Origin of the sequence: Acinetobacter sp. RUH 2624, assembly GCF_000162375.2 — a bacterium.
In the GTDB taxonomy this organism is placed as follows: domain Bacteria; phylum Pseudomonadota; class Gammaproteobacteria; order Pseudomonadales; family Moraxellaceae; genus Acinetobacter; species Acinetobacter nosocomialis.
On the sequence record NZ_KI391939.1, the window covers coordinates 2,811,766 to 2,830,088 of the forward strand.

At 40.0% G+C, this 18,323-nt stretch carries 22 protein-coding genes and 2 tRNA genes; 15 read left to right on the plus strand and 9 right to left on the minus strand.

Annotated elements, in window-relative coordinates; translation table 11 throughout:
- Positions 1-369: 369 nt before the first annotated feature.
- From ompR to HMPREF0014_RS19840, 5 genes are all read left to right on the plus strand, one after another.
- Complete coding sequence (ompR, locus tag HMPREF0014_RS19825) at positions 370-1,134, plus strand: two-component system response regulator OmpR (protein WP_000060753.1); 765 nt, start codon at positions 370-372, stop codon at positions 1,132-1,134.
- A gap of 17 nt (positions 1,135-1,151) precedes the next feature.
- Entirely contained in the window at positions 1,152-2,609 is a 1,458-nt protein-coding gene (locus HMPREF0014_RS19830; protein ID WP_002052250.1) for an ATP-binding protein, read from the plus strand.
- Positions 2,610-2,660: 51 nt separating this feature from the next.
- Entirely contained in the window at positions 2,661-2,765 is a 105-nt protein-coding gene (locus HMPREF0014_RS25610) for a hypothetical protein (RefSeq protein ID WP_079377866.1), read from the plus strand.
- A 35-nt stretch (positions 2,766-2,800) separates the two neighbouring features.
- Positions 2,801-4,315, plus strand: a complete 1,515-nt coding sequence (locus HMPREF0014_RS19835) for an acetyl-CoA hydrolase/transferase family protein (RefSeq protein WP_004884763.1) — start codon at positions 2,801-2,803, stop codon at positions 4,313-4,315.
- Between the two features lie 130 nt (positions 4,316-4,445).
- Positions 4,446-4,877 carry a GNAT family acetyltransferase gene (locus HMPREF0014_RS19840; RefSeq protein WP_006581042.1) on the plus strand — a complete coding sequence of 144 codons (432 nt, stop codon included), beginning with the start codon at positions 4,446-4,448 and terminating at the stop codon, positions 4,875-4,877.
- Between the two features lie 165 nt (positions 4,878-5,042).
- On the opposite strand, the gene HMPREF0014_RS19845 is transcribed toward HMPREF0014_RS19840, so the two are convergent.
- The 3 genes from HMPREF0014_RS19845 to HMPREF0014_RS19855 form a co-directional block, all read right to left on the minus strand.
- Positions 5,043-5,118 (minus strand) — tRNA-Phe (locus tag HMPREF0014_RS19845).
- A 126-nt stretch (positions 5,119-5,244) separates the two neighbouring features.
- Positions 5,245-5,320: transfer RNA gene (locus HMPREF0014_RS19850), tRNA-Phe, on the minus strand.
- A 105-nt stretch (positions 5,321-5,425) separates the two neighbouring features.
- Positions 5,426-5,809 carry a GNAT family N-acetyltransferase gene (locus HMPREF0014_RS19855; RefSeq protein WP_002052206.1) on the minus strand — a complete coding sequence of 128 codons (384 nt, stop codon included), beginning with the start codon at positions 5,807-5,809 and terminating at the stop codon, positions 5,426-5,428.
- Positions 5,810-5,911: 102 nt separating this feature from the next.
- Here HMPREF0014_RS19855 and hisB point away from each other — a divergent pair, with 102 nt between their 5' ends.
- The 6 genes from hisB to HMPREF0014_RS19885 all read left to right on the plus strand — a co-directional run bounded on the left by hisB (position 5,912) and on the right by HMPREF0014_RS19885 (position 10,666).
- Positions 5,912-6,505 (plus strand): imidazoleglycerol-phosphate dehydratase HisB, encoded by a 594-nt coding sequence (gene hisB, locus HMPREF0014_RS19860; protein ID WP_000194096.1) that lies wholly within the window; start codon positions 5,912-5,914, stop codon positions 6,503-6,505.
- Positions 6,505-7,122 carry an imidazole glycerol phosphate synthase subunit HisH gene (gene hisH, locus HMPREF0014_RS19865; RefSeq protein WP_006581041.1) on the plus strand — a complete coding sequence of 206 codons (618 nt, stop codon included), beginning with the start codon at positions 6,505-6,507 and terminating at the stop codon, positions 7,120-7,122. Before hisB ends, hisH begins: the two co-directional genes overlap by 1 nt.
- 153 nt (positions 7,123-7,275) lie before the next feature.
- Positions 7,276-7,842, plus strand: coding sequence for a DUF805 domain-containing protein (locus HMPREF0014_RS19870; protein ID WP_006581040.1), 567 nt, complete (start codon positions 7,276-7,278; stop codon positions 7,840-7,842).
- A gap of 67 nt (positions 7,843-7,909) precedes the next feature.
- Positions 7,910-8,551, plus strand: a complete 642-nt coding sequence (locus HMPREF0014_RS19875) for a 3'-5' exonuclease (protein ID WP_006581039.1) — start codon at positions 7,910-7,912, stop codon at positions 8,549-8,551.
- A gap of 94 nt (positions 8,552-8,645) precedes the next feature.
- Complete coding sequence (hisA, locus tag HMPREF0014_RS19880; RefSeq protein ID WP_002052186.1) at positions 8,646-9,377, plus strand: 1-(5-phosphoribosyl)-5-[(5-phosphoribosylamino)methylideneamino]imidazole-4-carboxamide isomerase; 732 nt, start codon at positions 8,646-8,648, stop codon at positions 9,375-9,377.
- A gap of 134 nt (positions 9,378-9,511) precedes the next feature.
- Entirely contained in the window at positions 9,512-10,666 is a 1,155-nt protein-coding gene (locus HMPREF0014_RS19885; RefSeq protein WP_020992317.1) for an IS4 family transposase, read from the plus strand.
- Between the two features lie 65 nt (positions 10,667-10,731).
- Here the strand turns inward: HMPREF0014_RS19885 and HMPREF0014_RS19890 are convergent, their stop codons facing one another.
- Entirely contained in the window at positions 10,732-11,283 is a 552-nt protein-coding gene (locus HMPREF0014_RS19890) for an XRE family transcriptional regulator (RefSeq protein ID WP_006582519.1), read from the minus strand.
- 99 nt (positions 11,284-11,382) lie between these two features.
- Between HMPREF0014_RS19890 and HMPREF0014_RS19895 the strand changes: the two genes are divergently transcribed.
- The gene (locus tag HMPREF0014_RS19895; protein WP_006581035.1) at positions 11,383-12,285 is read left to right on the plus strand and encodes a DMT family transporter; all 903 of its coding nucleotides are present in this window, start codon (positions 11,383-11,385) and stop codon (positions 12,283-12,285) included.
- Positions 12,286-12,318: 33 nt separating this feature from the next.
- On the opposite strand, the gene HMPREF0014_RS19900 is transcribed toward HMPREF0014_RS19895, so the two are convergent.
- From HMPREF0014_RS19900 to HMPREF0014_RS19910, 3 genes are read right to left on the minus strand one after another with little or no spacing between them, the layout of a single operon-like run.
- A complete protein-coding gene (locus HMPREF0014_RS19900) occupies positions 12,319-12,714 on the minus strand; it encodes a membrane protein (RefSeq protein WP_001088855.1) in 396 nt (131 codons plus the stop codon).
- Positions 12,715-12,750: 36 nt separating this feature from the next.
- Positions 12,751-13,380, minus strand: coding sequence for a DUF1294 domain-containing protein (locus HMPREF0014_RS19905; protein WP_006581034.1), 630 nt, complete (start codon positions 13,378-13,380; stop codon positions 12,751-12,753).
- An 11-nt stretch (positions 13,381-13,391) separates the two neighbouring features.
- Complete coding sequence (locus HMPREF0014_RS19910; protein WP_020992319.1) at positions 13,392-14,342, minus strand: homoserine kinase; 951 nt, start codon at positions 14,340-14,342, stop codon at positions 13,392-13,394.
- Between the two features lie 112 nt (positions 14,343-14,454).
- On the opposite strand from HMPREF0014_RS19910, the gene hisF reads away from it, so the two are divergent.
- Complete coding sequence (hisF, locus tag HMPREF0014_RS19915; protein ID WP_000880078.1) at positions 14,455-15,213, plus strand: imidazole glycerol phosphate synthase subunit HisF; 759 nt, start codon at positions 14,455-14,457, stop codon at positions 15,211-15,213.
- 41 nt (positions 15,214-15,254) lie between these two features.
- On the opposite strand, the gene HMPREF0014_RS19920 is transcribed toward hisF, so the two are convergent.
- Positions 15,255-15,893, minus strand: a complete 639-nt coding sequence (locus HMPREF0014_RS19920; protein ID WP_006581032.1) for a hypothetical protein — start codon at positions 15,891-15,893, stop codon at positions 15,255-15,257.
- A gap of 109 nt (positions 15,894-16,002) precedes the next feature.
- Between HMPREF0014_RS19920 and HMPREF0014_RS19925 the strand changes: the two genes are divergently transcribed.
- Both HMPREF0014_RS19925 and aqpZ read left to right on the plus strand, forming a co-directional pair.
- On the plus strand, positions 16,003-17,007 hold the full coding sequence (locus tag HMPREF0014_RS19925) for an AraC family transcriptional regulator ligand-binding domain-containing protein (RefSeq protein WP_006581031.1): 1,005 nt from the start codon (positions 16,003-16,005) through the stop codon (positions 17,005-17,007).
- Between the two features lie 132 nt (positions 17,008-17,139).
- On the plus strand, positions 17,140-17,829 hold the full coding sequence (aqpZ, locus tag HMPREF0014_RS19930) for an aquaporin Z (RefSeq protein WP_002052229.1): 690 nt from the start codon (positions 17,140-17,142) through the stop codon (positions 17,827-17,829).
- Positions 17,830-18,052: 223 nt separating this feature from the next.
- Here the strand turns inward: aqpZ and HMPREF0014_RS19935 are convergent, their stop codons facing one another.
- Positions 18,053-18,295: a hypothetical protein gene (locus tag HMPREF0014_RS19935; RefSeq protein ID WP_000476056.1), complete on the minus strand. Its 243-nt coding sequence runs from the start codon at positions 18,293-18,295 to the stop codon at positions 18,053-18,055.
- Positions 18,296-18,323 lie beyond the last annotated feature (28 nt).

Consider the following 18,323-nt stretch of genomic DNA (forward strand, 5'->3'; position numbering starts at 1 on the left):
TATAGTTTTTCTTATCTGTCTAAATAGATTATTAAGCTTTAATATTTGAATCAGTTCTCAACCTCTTAGAAAATAAGCTTTAAAAAGCAGCGTTGATTTTTAAAATAATCTATTTGAAACAATTATTTATTAAAATTTAATCGAATAGAATTTAACGAGTGACCGAATGCTTGGTTTTTTCTTTAAGGCTTTGCTAAATTATGGGCATAAGATGTTGTTTTTTGGTTTCAAGCCCCTACGAAAATTGTAATTTTGAGCAAATTGATACATAGTCTTAACAAGAACATCGGCATTATACTGAGGGCTTGTTGGCAATAAGCCTAACCGATCCAATAATATATAAATTATGACTTTAAAAGGGAGTACATCATGAGTTTAGTTGTACCTGCTGAACATCCTGAAACCGTACATAACGAAACGGATCGTGTCGAACGCATTTTAGTGGTCGATGACGATGTGCGTTTACGTACCCTCTTGCAACGTTTTTTGGAAGATAAAGGCTTTGTTGTAAAAACTGCCCACGATGCCTCACAAATGGATCGTTTATTACAACGTGAGTTATTTTCACTTATCGTACTCGACTTTATGTTGCCCGTTGAAGATGGTTTAAGTATCTGTCGTCGTTTACGTCAGTCAAACATTGATACACCTATTATTATGCTAACTGCACGTGGTAGCGACTCTGACCGTATTGCTGGTCTTGAAGCTGGTGCAGATGACTATTTACCGAAACCATTCAACCCAAATGAGCTTTTAGCACGTATTCGCGCAGTATTACGTCGTCAGGTTCGTGAAGTTCCGGGTGCTCCAAGCCAACAAGTTGAAGTGGTTAGCTTTGGTCCATGGTCTTTAGATTTATCTACACGTACGCTTACTCGTGAAGGACAAATCGTTACTTTGACCACGGGTGAATTTGCCGTATTGAAAGCATTGGTACAGCATCCACGTGAACCGTTAACGCGCGACAAACTTATGAACTTGGCTCGTGGCCGTGAATGGGGTGCAATGGAGCGCTCAATTGATGTTCAAGTGTCTCGTCTACGTCGTTTAATTGAAGATAACCCAGCACGCGCACGTTATATTCAAACGGTATGGGGTGTAGGTTATGTATTTGTTCCAGATGGTGCTGAATAAGCTTGAGATAAATTAGAGTGAGTTTAGAGCCAATACCACCGCAAAACTTTACCGACTACGTTGCGTATTCAGAGCGTAAACGGACGAGATGGGAACGTTTTCTCGACAAAATTAAGCCACGTTCTGCTGCCATGCGTACCACAATTTTGGTACTGCTGGTGGTGTTCTTTAGCCTCTTTATGTCATTGTGGTTTTTTTGGCGAACCCTCTATTTACCCGAAATTCAACAGCATGCCCGTTATTTGGCTGTTGAACTCGAGCTAGTGAACAACCCTAATATTCGTATTTTTCATCGTGATACCGAAGTTGATGTTGATACTTGGTTGCGTAATCGGGTTGGCATTGAATATATAACCGACCCTAAAGAGTATCCAAGCGTTCGCGATAAAGTCATTGCGGAGTTTTTTACCAACCAAGTTGAACAAAAACTTGCAAATGAAATCGGCGCAAAAGACGTTACAGTTTACTTCCAGTTTAAACCTAGCCCACGCATCTGGATTCAAACACCAGAAATGCATGGCAATTGGGTTCGTGAGCCTTTAAAAACCTATGCAAACTATAGTCCTGAGCTATTAATTGGTTGGGTTGTGGGTGTGCCATTAGTTTCGGCCATCATTATTTTAATTTTGATTCGTCAAATGAACCGCCCATTACGTCGTTTGCAAAATGCCGCCAACGAATATAGTAAGTCTGGAACAGCACCATATTTAGATACTAACCATGGCCCTTTAGAAATTCGCCAGGTAAACCAAGCATTTAACCGCATGGTGTATACACTTGAGCAGACCGAGCGTGAAAGACGGATTATGCTAGCGGGTATTTCACACGATTTAAGAACCCCGCTTACACGTATTCGTTTAACCGCTGAAATGTTACCTGATGAATTTCTACGTGAAGGTTTGGTCTATGATGTAGATGATATGGATGCAATTTTGAATCAGTTCATCTCGTATATGCGGGATGGTTCAGATGAAGAATTAAAAGACACCAATATCAATATATTATTGCAAGAATTAATTGTTCAATTTAAACCGCTTGATATTCGTTTTGAGGTGCAAGATGTTCCGATTATTCCTGCACGTAGCCTTTCTTTAAAACGTCTGATTGCCAACCTCATTAATAACGCAAAACGTTATGGTGCGGAGCCAATCGAACTCAGTGCAAAAGTTGAAAATGAACATATTTTAATTACGGTTGCCGACCATGGTGAAGGCATTCCAGAAGATCAGATTGAAGAATTAATGCAACCATTTGTAAGAGGTAACTCTGCTAGGACCATTCAAGGCAGTGGTTTAGGCCTTGCAATTGTTAAACGTATTGTCGACATTCATCAAGGTGAAATTCAAATTCATAACCGTGAACAAGGCGGTTTAGAAGTAATTATTTCATTACCTATTCCAAAACCAGCGGCCGAAGAAAACACAACGCCAAATCCTTTGGAAAAAATTAAACAAACTTTAAGTGAGCGCTTCTAATTTGATCAATTGATCATTTAAAGCGCTATTTTAAAATTTATTAAATACTAAATAAATCAATACATTAAAATTCATAAAATAAATTTATACCGCCATTTATTTAAAAAATTAGACCTTAGCCTAACACCTATGCACTTTTCATTTTTTCATAGCTAAAATCCGGTATGTTTTGACAATATTGAGGATGTCCAATGTCTTTAAGTCGTATTCGCCTAGCTTCTCTTCATGACAAGGTCATCAGTGCTGAACAAGCTGCGCAATTCATCGAAAATGGAATGACTGTTGGTATGAGTGGTTTTACTCGTGCTGGCGAAGCTAAAGCTGTTCCTCAAGCACTTGTAGAGCTTGCAAAAAAGAATCCGTTAAAAATCACATTAATTACGGGTGCTAGCTTAGGTAATGACTTAGACAAACAACTCACGGAAGCAGGTGTTTTATCTCGTCGTATGCCATTTCAGGTAGACAACACTTTACGTCGTGCGATTAACAACGGCGAAGTTATGTTCATTGACCAACATTTATCAGAAACTGTTGAGCAAATGCGTAACCAGCAACTTAAACGTCCAGATGTTGCGGTGATTGAAGCAATTGCAATTACTGAAGATGGCGGCATTATTCCAACAACTTCTGTAGGTAATTCTGCAAGTTTCGCAATTTTTGCCGAAAAAGTTATTGTTGAAATCAATACCTCTTTAAGCGAAAGCTTTGAAGGTTTGCACGACATCTATATTCCAACTTACCGTCCAACACGTACGCCAATTCCATTAACAAAAGTGGATGAGCGTATTGGTACAACAGCCATCCAGATCGATCCTGCAAAAATTGTAGGTATTGTCTTTAACGATACACATGACTCACCATCAACAGTCACTCCTCCAGATGAAGAGACTCAAGGCATCGCAAATCACCTGATTGCTTTCTTTGAAAAAGAAGTTGCTGAAGGCCGTTTACCTAAGAACCTTGGTCCATTACAAGCAGGAATCGGTTCAATTGCCAATGCAGTATTAACAGGTTTAAAAGATTCTAATTTTGAAGACCTCATCATGTACTCAGAAGTGCTACAAGACTGTACTTTTGAACTCATTGATGCAGGCAAAATGAAGTTTGCTTCTGGTAGCTCAATTACCCTTTCAGCTAAATGTGGTGAGAAAGTTTTTGGCAATATCGAAGCTTACAAAGACAAATTAGTACTTCGTCCACAAGAAATTTCGAATCACCCTGAGCTTGTACGTCGTTTAGGTATTATCGGCATTAACACTGCACTTGAGTTTGATATTTACGGCAACGTAAACTCAACTCACGTATGTGGTACTAAAATGATGAATGGTATCGGTGGTTCAGGCGACTTCGCTCGTAATGCTCACTTGGCAATTTTTGTGACCAAATCAATTGCTAAGGGTGGCGATATCTCTTCTATCGTGCCAATGGTAAGCCACGTTGACCACAGTGAACACGACGTTGATATTTTAGTAACAGAGCAAGGTTTAGCAGACTTACGTGGTTTAGCACCTCGTGAACGTGCTCGCGCTATTATTGATAACTGTGTACATCCGCTTTACCGTGATGCACTGAACGACTACTTTGATCGTGCATGTGCCAAAGGTGGTCATACTCCTCATTTACTTCGTGAAGCATTGTCTTGGCATGCAAACTTCGAAGAAACGGGTCAAATGCTTCAAGCGGCACCTGTTGCAAAATCAGCGTAAGCAATATTTTTAATTTAAGCACTCCTACGGGGGTGCTTTTTTATTTGTTTAAATTATTCACAAACTACTGCTCAATTGCGTATTTTTATTTTATCTTTTCAATACATCAAAACAAAAAGTAGAAATCCATATGTTTATTATTCGTCAATTTACAAATGCAGATCTGGATGATGTGGTCAATTTATGGGAAAGCTGCGACCTAACCCGTCCATGGAATAATCCTGAAACCGATATATTTAGAAAAGTCTCACAACAGGATGATTTGTTTTTGGTTGCAATTAAAGATGAGCAATTGATTGGCACGCTCATGGGCGGCTATGACGGTCATAGAGGCTGGATTAACTATTTGGCTGTTCATCCCCACCAACAACGCTTAGGAATCGCTACAGCGCTTGTTCAGCAGCTTGAAAAGCGCCTTATCGCTCGCGGCTGCCCAAAACTTCAATTATTGGTACGTAAAGACAATCTAAATGTGCTGAACTTTTACGAACAGCTCGGTTATGACGAAGTAGAAGCCATATGTTTAGGAAAACGACTCATTAATGATAGTCCTCACGACTAAAGACAAATTTCAGTTGAGCCATTTCTAGAAAGTTCAAACATTGTTGGGGATAACTGAGTTTGCTTGTGGATAAAATGAGATTTATACACAAGTGAAGTCTTAATATTTTTGATTAAATAAGCATGAAAAAGCCCCATACTTTAAAGTATGGGGCTTTTTCGAATATGGTGGCGAGACCCAGGATCGAACTGGGGACACACGGATTTTCAATCCGTTGCTCTACCTACTGAGCTATCACGCCGATGGCCTGTATTAAGCCGCATCTCAGAACAATAGTCAACAATTATCCTGAGTTTCTGATTTAAATGAGTATTTTTTATACTTAAAAAAAATCCCTGATGGGATCAGGGATTGAAAACACAAATAATGGTGGCGAGACCCAGGATCGAACTGGGGACACACGGATTTTCAATCCGTTGCTCTACCTACTGAGCTATCACGCCGAAGTGGGCGTATTAAACAATGTTTATAAGAAGACGTCAAGCAACTTCCGTATTTTTTGTAACAAGTGTTTAATTTTAAATCACAAGTACAGTAAAAATAGAATTTTAGCTATGCAATTTACCAATATGCGCTAAGCAGCGATGAATGGCACCACAGCCTGGCTCAAAAATTTTAACGCCTTTTGATTCTTCTATACGACAAGCTTCTTCTACCAAGCGCTCAGCTACCCCACGACCACGGTTAGCAGGGTGCACAACAATATATTCAAGTACCTTGCTTTCGCCTTGTCCTGAGCACCAGATTGCACCTATAATTTTGGTGTTAAATTCGGCAGTGTATAGCGTGGTATACTGCTGTAAATCTTGTTCAAGTTGTTCAATCGCATCGTGCCCGTCACCAAACTCCGGACTTGTGTCATACAGTCGCTCAAGCTGATCGCGGATCTCTGAATTATCTAGAGAACTATAAGCATGTACGGTAATAGGCATTGATTAACCCTCCTGAGCAAACTATGATGCTGTCACGAATTCGTCACAGCGAAATTGTCGTTAACATCCAATCATTTTTGACGTTTTTTGAGGAACGTGTCCATGACGCAACGTATCAGTGAAGTGGTTAGAAATACCAATGAAACCAAAATTCGAGTTCGTTTAAATCTCGATGGTACTGGTCAAGGCACACTAAACACCGGAGTTCCATTTTTAGACCATATGATTGATCAAATCAAGCGACATGGCTTATTTGATATCGATATTCATTGTGATGGAGACCTCGAGATTGACGATCACCATACCGTAGAGGACTGCGGTATCACGCTTGGACAGGCTTTTGCACAAGCTTTAGGTGATAAAAAAGGTTTACGTCGTTATGGTCATTTTTATGCACCATTAGACGAAGCTTTATCTCGTGTCGTTGTAGATTTATCTGGTCGTCCGGGTTTATTTATGGATATTCCATTTACTCGCGCACGTATCGGCACATTTGATGTGGATTTATTTTCCGAGTTTTTCCAAGGTTTCGTAAACCACGCGCTTATGACCTTACATATTGATAACTTGAAAGGTAAAAATAGCCACCATCAAATCGAGAGTGTATTTAAAGCACTAGCGCGTGCTTTACGTATGGCATGTGAAATTGATCCACGTGCTGAAAACACGATTGCATCGACAAAAGGTAGCCTCTAATGACACGTATCGCGTTACTTGATTATGGCATGGGCAATCTACACTCAGCTGCTAAAGCACTTGAGCATGTAGGCGCTACAGTCGATGTAACTAACGACCCAAAATTAATTGCACAAGCCGATAAAATTGTTTTCCCGGGTGTTGGGGCAATGCGTGACTGTATGCAAGGCATGCGTGAAGCAGGTATTGATGAAGTCGTACGCAACGCTGCTTTTAATAAACCTGTGCTTGCAATTTGTGTAGGCATGCAAGCGCTTCTACAAAGCTCTGAAGAAAATGGCGGTGTAGATGCCTTAGGTATTTTTGAAGGTGTCGTCAAACACTTCCCTCAAATGGAAGGTTTAAAAGTCCCACATATGGGCTGGAACCAAGTTCACCAAATGGACCCAAGCCATCCAATGTGGAACAACATTGAACAAGATGCTCGCTTCTACTTTGTACACAGCTACTATGTTGAACCTAAAGATGAAAACCTTGTGGCTGCAACATGCGAATATGGCGTGAACTTCTGTACGGCAATTCACAAAGATAATTTATTTGCGACTCAATTCCACCCAGAGAAAAGCCATACTGCGGGTTTACAGCTACTTAAAAACTTTGTGGAATGGAATATTTAATTCGATTCAAAAACTAAAACAGATCAGGTCTAGATGGCCTGATCTGTTTTTTTATTTATAATAACAAGCAATCATTTATAGAATGATATTTTATTCAACAAAATATTGAATATTCATACTTTTAAATAAAACCAAATGATTAGGATAAACACAATGAATTCACCTTTTGAAAATCAGCCACTTCAGCAAGATTCGCCCTTTAAGGCAAATGGACGTTTTGGACGACTCTCTTATGCTGCTTGGACCTTCCTATTTACGTTAACCCTCGCTGCTGTTGTTCTACTTATTATTTTTACTTTCGGTCTTACACAAAATGAGGGCACCCCAGGTTTTACTGCGCCGGGCATCATCGCTATTGCCATTCTATATATCGTCGGTATTTATATTAGCTTCGTATTTACTGTTCGCCGTTTGCATGACTGTAATAATACAGGTTGGTTATCTTTACTCATGCTCGTACCAGTCGTGAATATTGGCCTTGCCGTTTATTTATTTTGTGCAAAAGGAACTGAAGGCCCTAATGATTATGGACCGAAGCGTCCAACGCCAAGCTGGGAACGTGTTTTAGGTTGGATTTATATTGCGCTTATTCCACTTGCAGTCATTTTTGCTATTGTTGCCACAATCATGGCTCCTACCTATGAAGGCTATGTTGAAAAAAGCGAAAGCGTTATCATTGGGTCCCCATCTCAGTCTCAATATTTTTTTAAAGTTTCCTAAAGCCTAGTTCTCTAGGCTTTATTCATATATAAAGGGAATAGCTCAATTTATTTGTACGCTGTTAAATATGTCCGAAGCCCCGTCCCTCCTTGATAAAGCCTCTATTCAGCAGCTTCCACCTTTTAAAAATCTTAACCACCAAAATATTGTGGTGATTGAAAATATTGAGCAATGCAAAACTATTGAAGAAGAATTAAAAGCAGCGATCTTTTTAGGATTTGATTCCGAATCTAAACCGACATTTCGAGTGGGCGAAGTCTCGACAGGTCCACACTTAATTCAACTTGCCACTGAACATAAAGCCTATTTATTTCATGTAAATTCATCGACTTTAAAATTTTTACAACCTATTTTATCGAACCAAAAACAACTTAAAGTCGGCTTTGGTCTTAAAAATGATAAGCACATTTTTCATAAAAAAGGCATTAAGCTGGAAAGTTGTGTCGACCTCACCAAAAGTTTTAGTCACTTTGGTTTTAAACACCAAATGGGTGTACAAAAAGCTGTAGCACTGTTGTTTGGACAATATCTTGCAAAGTCAAAGAAAGTCGGAACATCAAATTGGGCACAAAAGCCACTTACATCACAACAAATCAGTTATGCCGCCGCTGATGCTTATGCTGCCTTACTAGTATTTTTAGAGCTGCGTAAACAAAACCTATTACCGGCTCACATTTCACAAACGATTCAAACCGCACTTCATACGTAAAGTTATAAAAGTCTTTTCTAAGGCTTAGCGATTGATCAATACTTTGCTAAGATGTGCACAATTTCATAAACATGATGAAGCAAGGAGCGAAAGCATGCTAATCATTCCAGCAATTGACCTGAAAGATGGTAAATGTGTGCGTTTAAAACAAGGGCGTATGGAAGACGATACCGTTTTCTCTGACGATCCGGTTGCAACTGCCCAGCATTGGGTAAATGAAGGCGCACGTCGTTTGCATTTGGTCGATTTGAATGGTGCTTTCGCAGGTACGCCTATCCATAAACCTGTTGTTGAAGCAATTGCTAAAGCTCAGCCAGAGTTACCAATTCAAATTGGTGGTGGTATTCGCTCATTAGAAACAATTGAACACTACTTAGAAGCTGGCGTGACTTTTGTCATTATCGGGACTAAAGCAGTTCAAGAGCCAGAATTTGTAGAAGAAGCTTGTAAACGCTTTGCAGGTCACATCATTGTTGGTATTGATGCCATGAATGGTATGGTTGCAACTGACGGTTGGGCAAATGTTACCGACGTAAAAGCAACTGATTTAGCAAAACGTTTTGCAGATGCTGGCGTATCTAGCATTGTTTATACCGATATTGCGCGCGACGGCATGATGCAAGGTGTAAACGTTGAGCAAACTGTCAACTTGGCTCAATACTCAGGTTTACCAGTGATTGCTTCAGGTGGGGTAACGAACCTTGATGATGTTCGTAACTTAAAAGGCAAGCCAGGCATTTTAGGTGCGATTACAGGCCGCGCAATTTATGAAGGTACTTTAAACCTTCGTGAAGCTCAGCTTTTGTTAGATGAAAACCGTCTTTAATTTTTAAGATGTAAAAAAAAAAAGAGCCTGTTTAGGCACTACTGTCCCATAGTTTGCTCTAAATAAAAAAACCTGAGTCTAAATAGTTAAAATATGAGTGCAAACAAACACTTTAACTATAAAGGACTCAGGTTTTGTCACATCAGAATACCGTATTTCATCAATTACTCAAACCCATTCTAAGACAAGATTTTGAACGTCTGGCTAAACTGCACCACTCTGGGCAAAAATTAAGATCAGCCACCCGCTGGGATCAGTTTGTTGCCATATTGATGTCCCAACTTTCTTGTCGGCAAAGCTTAAGAGACATTCAATCCAATCTCGAATCCCAGCAGGAAAAGCTCTATCATCTTGGCGCGAAGAGAATTGCGCGAAGCACCTTAGCAAGACTCAACGAAGAACAGCCCGCCAGCCTGTATCAGCAATTGTTCACACAGCTGCTTCAGCGCTGTGAAAACTCTAAAACTGCACATAAATTTAGATTCAAAAATCCGCTGTATTCACTAGATGCCAGTCATATTGATCTTTCACTGTCATTGTGCGCATGGGCAAAAGTGCATGAATCCAAAGCCAGTATTAAACTCAGTGTTGGCTTAAATCACAGCAATACCATTCCTGAATTTGTAGCGCTTGGGGATGGTATTGAAAATGATATGGTGCAAGGCAGAGCATTTAAATTTCCTGCTGGCAGCATTATCGTCTTTGATAAAGGATATGTTGATTATCAATGGTTTGCTCAGTTGACACTTCAGAACGTCAGCTTTGTAACCCGGCTACGCCCAAAGACAGTTTATCAAGTTAAATCAAGCCGCAGCGTATTAGCGACTAAAGGGATTATTGCGGATGAATGTATTGAATTGAGCAGTGCGTATGCCAAGAAAAGAGGCGCACCTGAATTATTAAGACGTATAGAGTTTTATGATACAGATAAGAAAAGAACATTCGAATTTCTGAGCAACAACTTTCATCTGGCAGCATCCACCATTGCTGCAATTTATAAAGACCGCTGGAAGATTGAGTTATTCTTTAAAGCCATCAAGCAGAATTTAAAACTGAAGTCATTTCTAGGTCGAAGCCGCAATGCGATACAAACGCAAATATGGATTGCATTAATCGCCTATTTGCTGGTGAACTTCGCTAAACACATGGCACAAGAAGAATGGAGTATTCAGCGTTTATTGAGAATTATTCAGGTCAATTTATTTGAAAGGAAACTTTTAAGGTCACTCTTTGTGCCTGATAAAAAATGGCGAAAACAAGAAGAACCTCAATTGAGGTTCTTCTTGTGATATTTGTGGGACAGCAGTGCCTGTTTAGGCTCTTTTTATTGCTGATATGAAAAATATATTCCTAATCAATACACCACATTACGAATAAATTTAAGCACTTGATTACCACTATTAATATAAGTGTAAGTTACTGAACTGGCATATATAATTGAAGAACCGGCAGCTATGGTTTTTGAGCTATCTGCAAATTGTATGGTTAGCTCACCTTCTAATACATAAATAAGCTCTTGCCACCCTTCTGGGTCTGCTTCAGCAATATAAGACTCCCCTACTGCCAATGACCACGTCCAAAGCTCAACTTGGCTGTGGGATGGAACTGAAGCCAGTAAAGTTGCTTTGCTTTCTTCTTTTTCGCCTTGCCAAGCAAGTACATTAACCAAGGCATGTTCTTTATGCTCTGGTGCACTTACAATCGTTCTAAAGTTTACGCCCAACACTATCGCAATCGCATCGAGCTTAGCTAGGCTGATATTGACTTGTCCTGTCTCTAAAGCAGCAATAGTACGTCTACTTACACCCGCCTGGTCTGCTAATTCCTGTTGGCTTAAACCACGCTCATCTCTTAATGAACGGATATTTGTGCCTACGTGCTGTAAAACGGTACTCGACTGGCTCATAGAATAGGTCAGCAAAGAAAATTTGAGCAATATATTGCACAAAACAGAAGAATAGCGCAATATGTGCAGTATATTGCACAATTCATTCTAATTTTGAGTATGTCACCAATTTCTTTGAGTTCAAGCAAAGCCCCACAGTTAGCACTCGTTTTGATTACTATGATTTGGGGCGGAACATTTCTTACAGTGCAATATGCACTGAATTTTACATCGCCTATGTTTTTTGTAGGCTGCCGCTTTGCTGTAGCAGCACTAACGTTATTGCTTATTTCATTCAAAAGCATGAAAGGCGTTACGTTAAAAGACTTAGGTGCTGGTAGTGTGATTGGTCTAGTGATTGTAGGCGGCTATGGAACTCAAACAATTGGCCTGCAAACCATTCCGAGTAGTGAATCGGCTTTTTTAACGGCGCTTTATGTTCCGCTTGTTCCTATTTTAATGTGGCTCATCTTTAGAAAGACACCACATGTCATGACTTGGGTGGGAGCAGCTCTAGCTTTTACTGGTCTTGTTTTATTGACAGGAAATGGTTTTGAGCAAATTTCATTAAGTTTTGGGCAGCTTTTAACAGTACTCGGATCACTTGCGATTGCTTTGGAAATTATTTTTATTAGTTACTTTGCTGGAAAGGTAAATTTACGCCGTGTAACCATCATTCAGCTCGCTGTCGCGTCTCTACTTTCTTTTGCCATTATGCCTATGGTGGGTGAACATACAATTCCAGCATTTTCATGGCCGCTTGTACTGACAGCTGTTACATTAGGTTTAGCAAGCGCACTGATTCAATTTGTAATGAACTGGGCTCAGCGTATGGTTGACCCTTCACGTGCTGCAATTATTTATGCAGGAGAACCTGTTTGGGCAGGAATTATTGGCCGAATTGCAGGTGAGCGTTTACCAGTTATTGCTCTTTTTGGCGGTGCTTTAGTGGTGTTAGGTGTTTTAGTTAGTGAGTTAAAACTTAAGTTACCCATTAAAAAAACTAAAAGAATTCGAGAATAAAAAAAGAGAGCTTAACGCTCTCATTTTTATTTATTAAGGTTGATACATCGGGCGGTTATCATTTAACGCAATCAAGCCGCGAATGGCACGATATACAATCCAGATCCATGCCGCTGCAATGACACCTACACAGAATACGGTTGAAGAGATCGCAACGCCGGCAAATAGATCAGTATTTTCGCCTGTAAAGAACAAGAAAATAAACGGCAAAAAGGCAATAATATTCCAAGCCAAATACCACCAGAATGTTCTGATTTGCCATGTAAAGTGGCTCGCAAAAATTGAACCTTGTACATCGGAACGTTTTACGTAGTTAATAATTAAAGCAATAATCGCAAGTAGGCCGCCCGTAAAAATGGCAACAATATAAAGTACATACAAAATAAGTGTTAAAGTACGATTTGGATCTTGGTCGATAGAACTATTCATTTTTATACCTCTCAAGTGTAATAAAACAATTTACTTTTATGATCCCCGCAAAACGTTTAAAGGAGAAATTAGCCACAAAATCAAAAGTAAATGAAAGAATATGGTACAAAAATAAATCTTACGAAATGGTTGTTTTTGTGTTTTATGTCTCAGTTTTTGTTGTGCCCACCACGCAGCTGGCCAGCCTCCTAAAAAACTTACAATGTGCAAAGTCTGTTCAGGAACACGGCGATTGCCTAGTTGTGCAGCCTCTTTATCTTGTGAATATAGCCAATAACTTAAGACATTCATCATTAAGATAAACAATAAAGTATAAGCTGGCAGAACATGCATAAAGCTCATAATGCCCATTAAAACAAAATAAAATACGATCCCCATTTGCATAGCAGACCATGGTTTTGCTTGAAATGAAGATTCTGTTTTTGTTGATTTTAAAGCTTTACGAGTTTGAGATGCTTTTAAATAGGTGACTTGCTGGGCACGAAAACGGCCTCGTTCATCCAAAATGACCAAATATTCTAGTGCACAGCCAATAATTGGCCGAGGACCGGGGCGTGCAAAATCTTTGATATGCAAAAAGACTCGCTCTTTTTCAGCATCATCTGGCTGAATAAAGCCATAACCTTTTTCGTCGAACCATTCGACTAAACGCCCCTGATCTCGCATCTTTATTCCTTTTATGCTTTTACATGACTTAAACGGTCTTGCATCATTGCTCGCATTTCTTGCGGATCTTTTTGCAAAATGTCGTCGCCTGTACGTCCTTCTTCTTTATTTTTTTGAGCAACTTGCAAACGCATTGACCAGAAACGGCACGCTGCCATTGCTAAGAATACATCTAAACATTCAAGTTCATCTGAAGTAAGCACACGAACTTTTTGATATGCCGCTAAGTAAGCTGCCACTTTGTCTGAGTTTAAATGTGCTGCTGGATATTCGGTACAAAAATCATTGATGGTGATCGCAATATCAAACAGTAATTCATCTTGATTTAACTCGTAAAAATCTAAGATACCTTGTAATTGATCACCTTCAAACAATGTATTGTCGCGGAATAAGTCTGAATGAATAAAACCTGTTGGTCGGTTCGAATACTGTACTGTTTTCGCATTGAAAGCTTGATAAACCTGCTCAAGTAGAGCTTGGTCATCTTGAGACATATTTGGCTTAAGCTGCTCTGCAACGCCTGTCCAGTATTGATGATCGCGTCGATATTCACGCTCAAGCGGAAAATCTTGTAAAGCCACATGCAGTTTCGCTTGTGCATCTGCAATTGCCGCAACTTGTGCTACTGTGGTTTGCATGGGATGGTGTCCCATTAAGCGTGGTGCAATCTGTGCAGGCTTTTCTGCAATAACGTGAACCGCTTGGCCGCTATGCTTTAATGGCACGGCAACGGGTACATCATGAGTGCCTAATTGTTCAAGTACAGGAATAAGTTCACCTGCCCCTTTGGCATCTAACTCTTCAAACACGGTAAGTACATATTGTTTGCGGTTTACATCAACCAAAAAATAATTGGTGTTTTGAATACCTCCCTGAATTGGGTTCAGCTCCAACACCTCTAATCCATAAGGTGCAGCAAAGGTGCGAACTTCATCTAAACTCAACGGGGTATAAACCGACATGGAAAACCTGCAAAAAACATCTGTGAAGTTTGATAGAATACCTCTTCCCTCCATGAAGGTGTAGCGCCTGTGTAGGAACTTTCACCAACGGCGATTATTTTTGGAAAAAGCTATGCTTGCTAAACGTATTATTCCTTGCCTAGACGTTGATAACGGACGCGTAGTTAAAGGCGTTCAATTCCTCGATATTCGTGATGCAGGCGACCCTGTTGAAGTGGCACGTCGCTATAACGAACAAGGTGCAGACGAAATTACTTTCTTAGACATTACCGCTACACATCATGGCCGCGATACCACTTACCGTACTGTTGAACGTATGGCCGAGACTGTATTTGTGCCCTTAACTGTCGGTGGTGGAGTACGTAAGGTTGAAGATATTCGTGCGTTATTAAATGCAGGTGCAGACAAAGTGAGTATTAACTCGGCTGCCGTATTTAACCCTGAATTTGTTCAAGAAGCTTCTCAGCATTTTGGCGCGCAATGTATTGTGGTTGCGATCGATGCCAAAAAAACTGGCGACAACAAATGGGAAATCTTTACTCACGGTGGCCGTAAACCAACGGGTATTGATGCGATTGAATGGGCTGTAAAAATGGCTGACTACGGTGCGGGTGAGTTACTCATTACCAGTATGGACGCCGACGGCACTAAAGCAGGTTACGATATTGCTTTAATGCGTGCCATTAATGACCGCGTGACTATTCCAACGATTGCCTCAGGCGGTGTAGGTAACTTACAACACCTTGCAGACGGTATTTTACAAGGTGGTGCCGATGCAGTATTGGCAGCAAGTATTTTCCACTTTGGCCAATATACGATTCCAGAAGCTAAACAATATTTAGCTGAACAAGGCATCGAAATGCGCTTGTAAGCTTATTTATATTTAAAGGGGCAATATGCCCCTTTATTTTTTTATGCAGCGCCATCGATCATATTGATATCACTAACGAGTTGAGGCTTTTCTTTTTTCTCGACCCATTTTGCAGGGAAAATTTTTTCTACAGCTTGAGAGAGTGGTCTAGCAAGCATAGTAGGTAACCTTATCCCCAAAGGGTTTTGTTCTTTTAGGTCTGCCGAAGATACCACGCGTGTTCCCATCACATAATCAAACCAAGGTTTGGTCACGCACCAATTGGCGTCTTGGTTCGAGTTCATGTGGTGGTCGTAATGCCACGGAATTTTACGCTTTGCCCAGTCAGGCTCTAAATGTGCACGGCGATGAATATAGTAATAATTTCCTGCACTATACCAAGCTGCAAGCGCCATACCTTTTGAAAATGGGTAAAACATTGCACTTGAAACGGTTGCCACTACAGCAAGTGAAATTAACTCATTTTTAGTACGCCAGTTACTAACACCTTCCACATAGCAATCATCATGAAATTGTTGTTTACGGACTTCACGATGGTGTGCCCAATGGGACTCCATGCTTCTTGGTACTGGGCTATAACGCGGTTGTCCAGCACGGTGTACACCATGCAAAATATATTTATGCGCCACCCATTCAAATGCATTCGCAACTGCAATTCCTGCAATAAACCCTTTTAGCATCGCCTTACTCCTTTTTCTTTTTATTTAGAATATAAAATTCGCTATGCTAGGTATTGACCAGAATTTATGGTTTCATTGACAAATCACGACAAGAAAGAGGTGGTCAAGGATGCCACAACTAAAAAATTATACAGGCTCGGTATATGGAGGACTGGGACATCTATTAAAAGCTTATTGCGAAGCTAATGGCTTAGCTATTCCTGAACAATTAGAACAAATACAAAATCTGGAACGCTTTGACTATGTAGTTTGGCGTGATCTATTAGAAGTCATTTATAAACTCGACCCGAAGCCGGGATTAGGCCTAGAAATTGCTAAATATGTTCAGCCCAAACACTTAGGAATAATTGCCTACCTTGCTCTATCTTGCGATAACTTAGGTGAAGCTTTAATTCGCTATCATGACTTTCACCGCCTAATTTATGACGGAAGTCCTTTAGTAGTCGAGTTACTAGGTCAATATGGCTCTATTCGCTGGGAAGCGACTGAGTTACACCCGACTCAACTTACCGATGAAATCGCGATTGCTCTGGTGATTCAATTCTTACGTCTTTTTATGTCTCATGAAGACGTGCATTTACATGAAGTTCGTTTCTTAAATGCTGCCCCTAAAAATATCAGGGTTTACGAGCAGTACTTTCAATGCCCTGTTCGTTTTAGCCAGCCCCGTACAGAGTTACTTATTCCAATTACCGAAATTCATAAACCGCTTAGTAGCGCTGACCACACATTACAGCAACTATTGGTTCAGCAAGCACAAGCACTTTTAGAACAGTTACCCAATTCGACTCAACTCGATCAACGTTTACAGCATTCAATTTTGACTGGCTTACAAAAAAATCAGTACCAAATTGAATATATTGCCAAGCAATTAGGCTTGTCTGTTCGGCAACTTCAGCGGCATTTACAACAGCAGAACACCACCTTTCAGGAACGTGTTCAGCAAGTACGCTTTATGCTCGCAACCGAGTATTTAAAAGATCCGCATTTAAGCCTACAAGAGATTGCACTTTTGCTGTGTTATTCAGAACAAAGTGCATTTCAAAGAGCATTTAAACATTGGACCAATCAAACACCCCAACAATGGAGAGATCAATTTTTAGACAAAGAATAACCAACCAAAACTTACAAATCTTTTCTTGATTAAAACAACACTGAAAACAAAAATTTCATATAGTCACATGCTTAATTTTTTGTGACATATTTCACATTAATTAAAAAATAGATCAATAGATGAGTAATCACAATGAATAAATATTTTGCTGAATTCCTAGGTACGTTTTGGCTAGTCTTTGGTGGTTGTGGTAGCGCAGTGTTAGCCGCAGCTTTCCCTGAACTTGGTATTGGCTTTGCAGGTGTAGCCCTTGCCTTTGGTTTAACCGTACTCACTGGTGCTTATGCTCTAGGGCATATCTCTGGTGGACATTTTAACCCCGCGGTCAGTGTCGGTCTTTGGGTCGGTGGCCGTTTCGATGTTAAAGATTTAATTCCATATATTGTTGCGCAAGTGGTTGGTGCGACTGCTGCTGCATTTGTTCTTTATATTATCGCTCAAGGTCAAGCTGGCTTTACTGGTGTGGGCGGTTTTGCAACCAATGGTTTTGGTGATTTATCGCCAAATAAATTTGGTTTAGGTTCTGCTTTTATTATTGAAGTGGTACTTACTGCGTTCTTCTTGATTGTTATTTTAGGATCAACACATGGTCGTGCGCCTGCTGGTTTTGCACCTATTGCGATTGGTCTTGCATTAACGCTTATTCACTTAATCAGTATTCCGGTTACAAACACTTCTGTGAACCCTGCACGTAGTACAGGTGTTGCATTCTTTGCTCAAACTGGTGCTTTAAGTCAGCTGTGGTTGTTCTGGGTAGCGCCGATTTTAGGTGCTGTGATTGGTGCAATTATTTATAAGGTAGTTGCTGGAGACAAGGATTAATTCTTCATATCTATAGCCTTAATATGCTATCGCGGTAGGGTGACATGGATGTCACCTGTTGAGCAGGGGTACACGGAAGTACCCTCTGATCAACAAAGACTTTTGCTTACTTTTGGTCTTTCAAAAGTAAGAAATGTCTATACAAACTCAATAAGACCTAACGTGGTACTAAAGACTGTATGGCAACATGACTATGCTAAACATCACACATAAAATGTATAAATTATAAAAACGGATTATTTACTTCTTGTTCAGCTGGACGTTCAATTTTCTCAGGCAATTCTTCTTTTTCCAAAGCTGCAACCACATCATTTAAAAAGCTCTGTAGTGCTTTTGCCTGCTCTAACCCAACTTTGTCTTTGGTAATTTGCAAATTGCCATAAATGCTCACGCAATCGACATCATTTTCTAATGTTAAATCTTCAATTGAAGAAGACTCTGTACCCTTTTCAAATGGCTTAAACATAAGTGTTGTCTCGTTGTTATATGTTGAT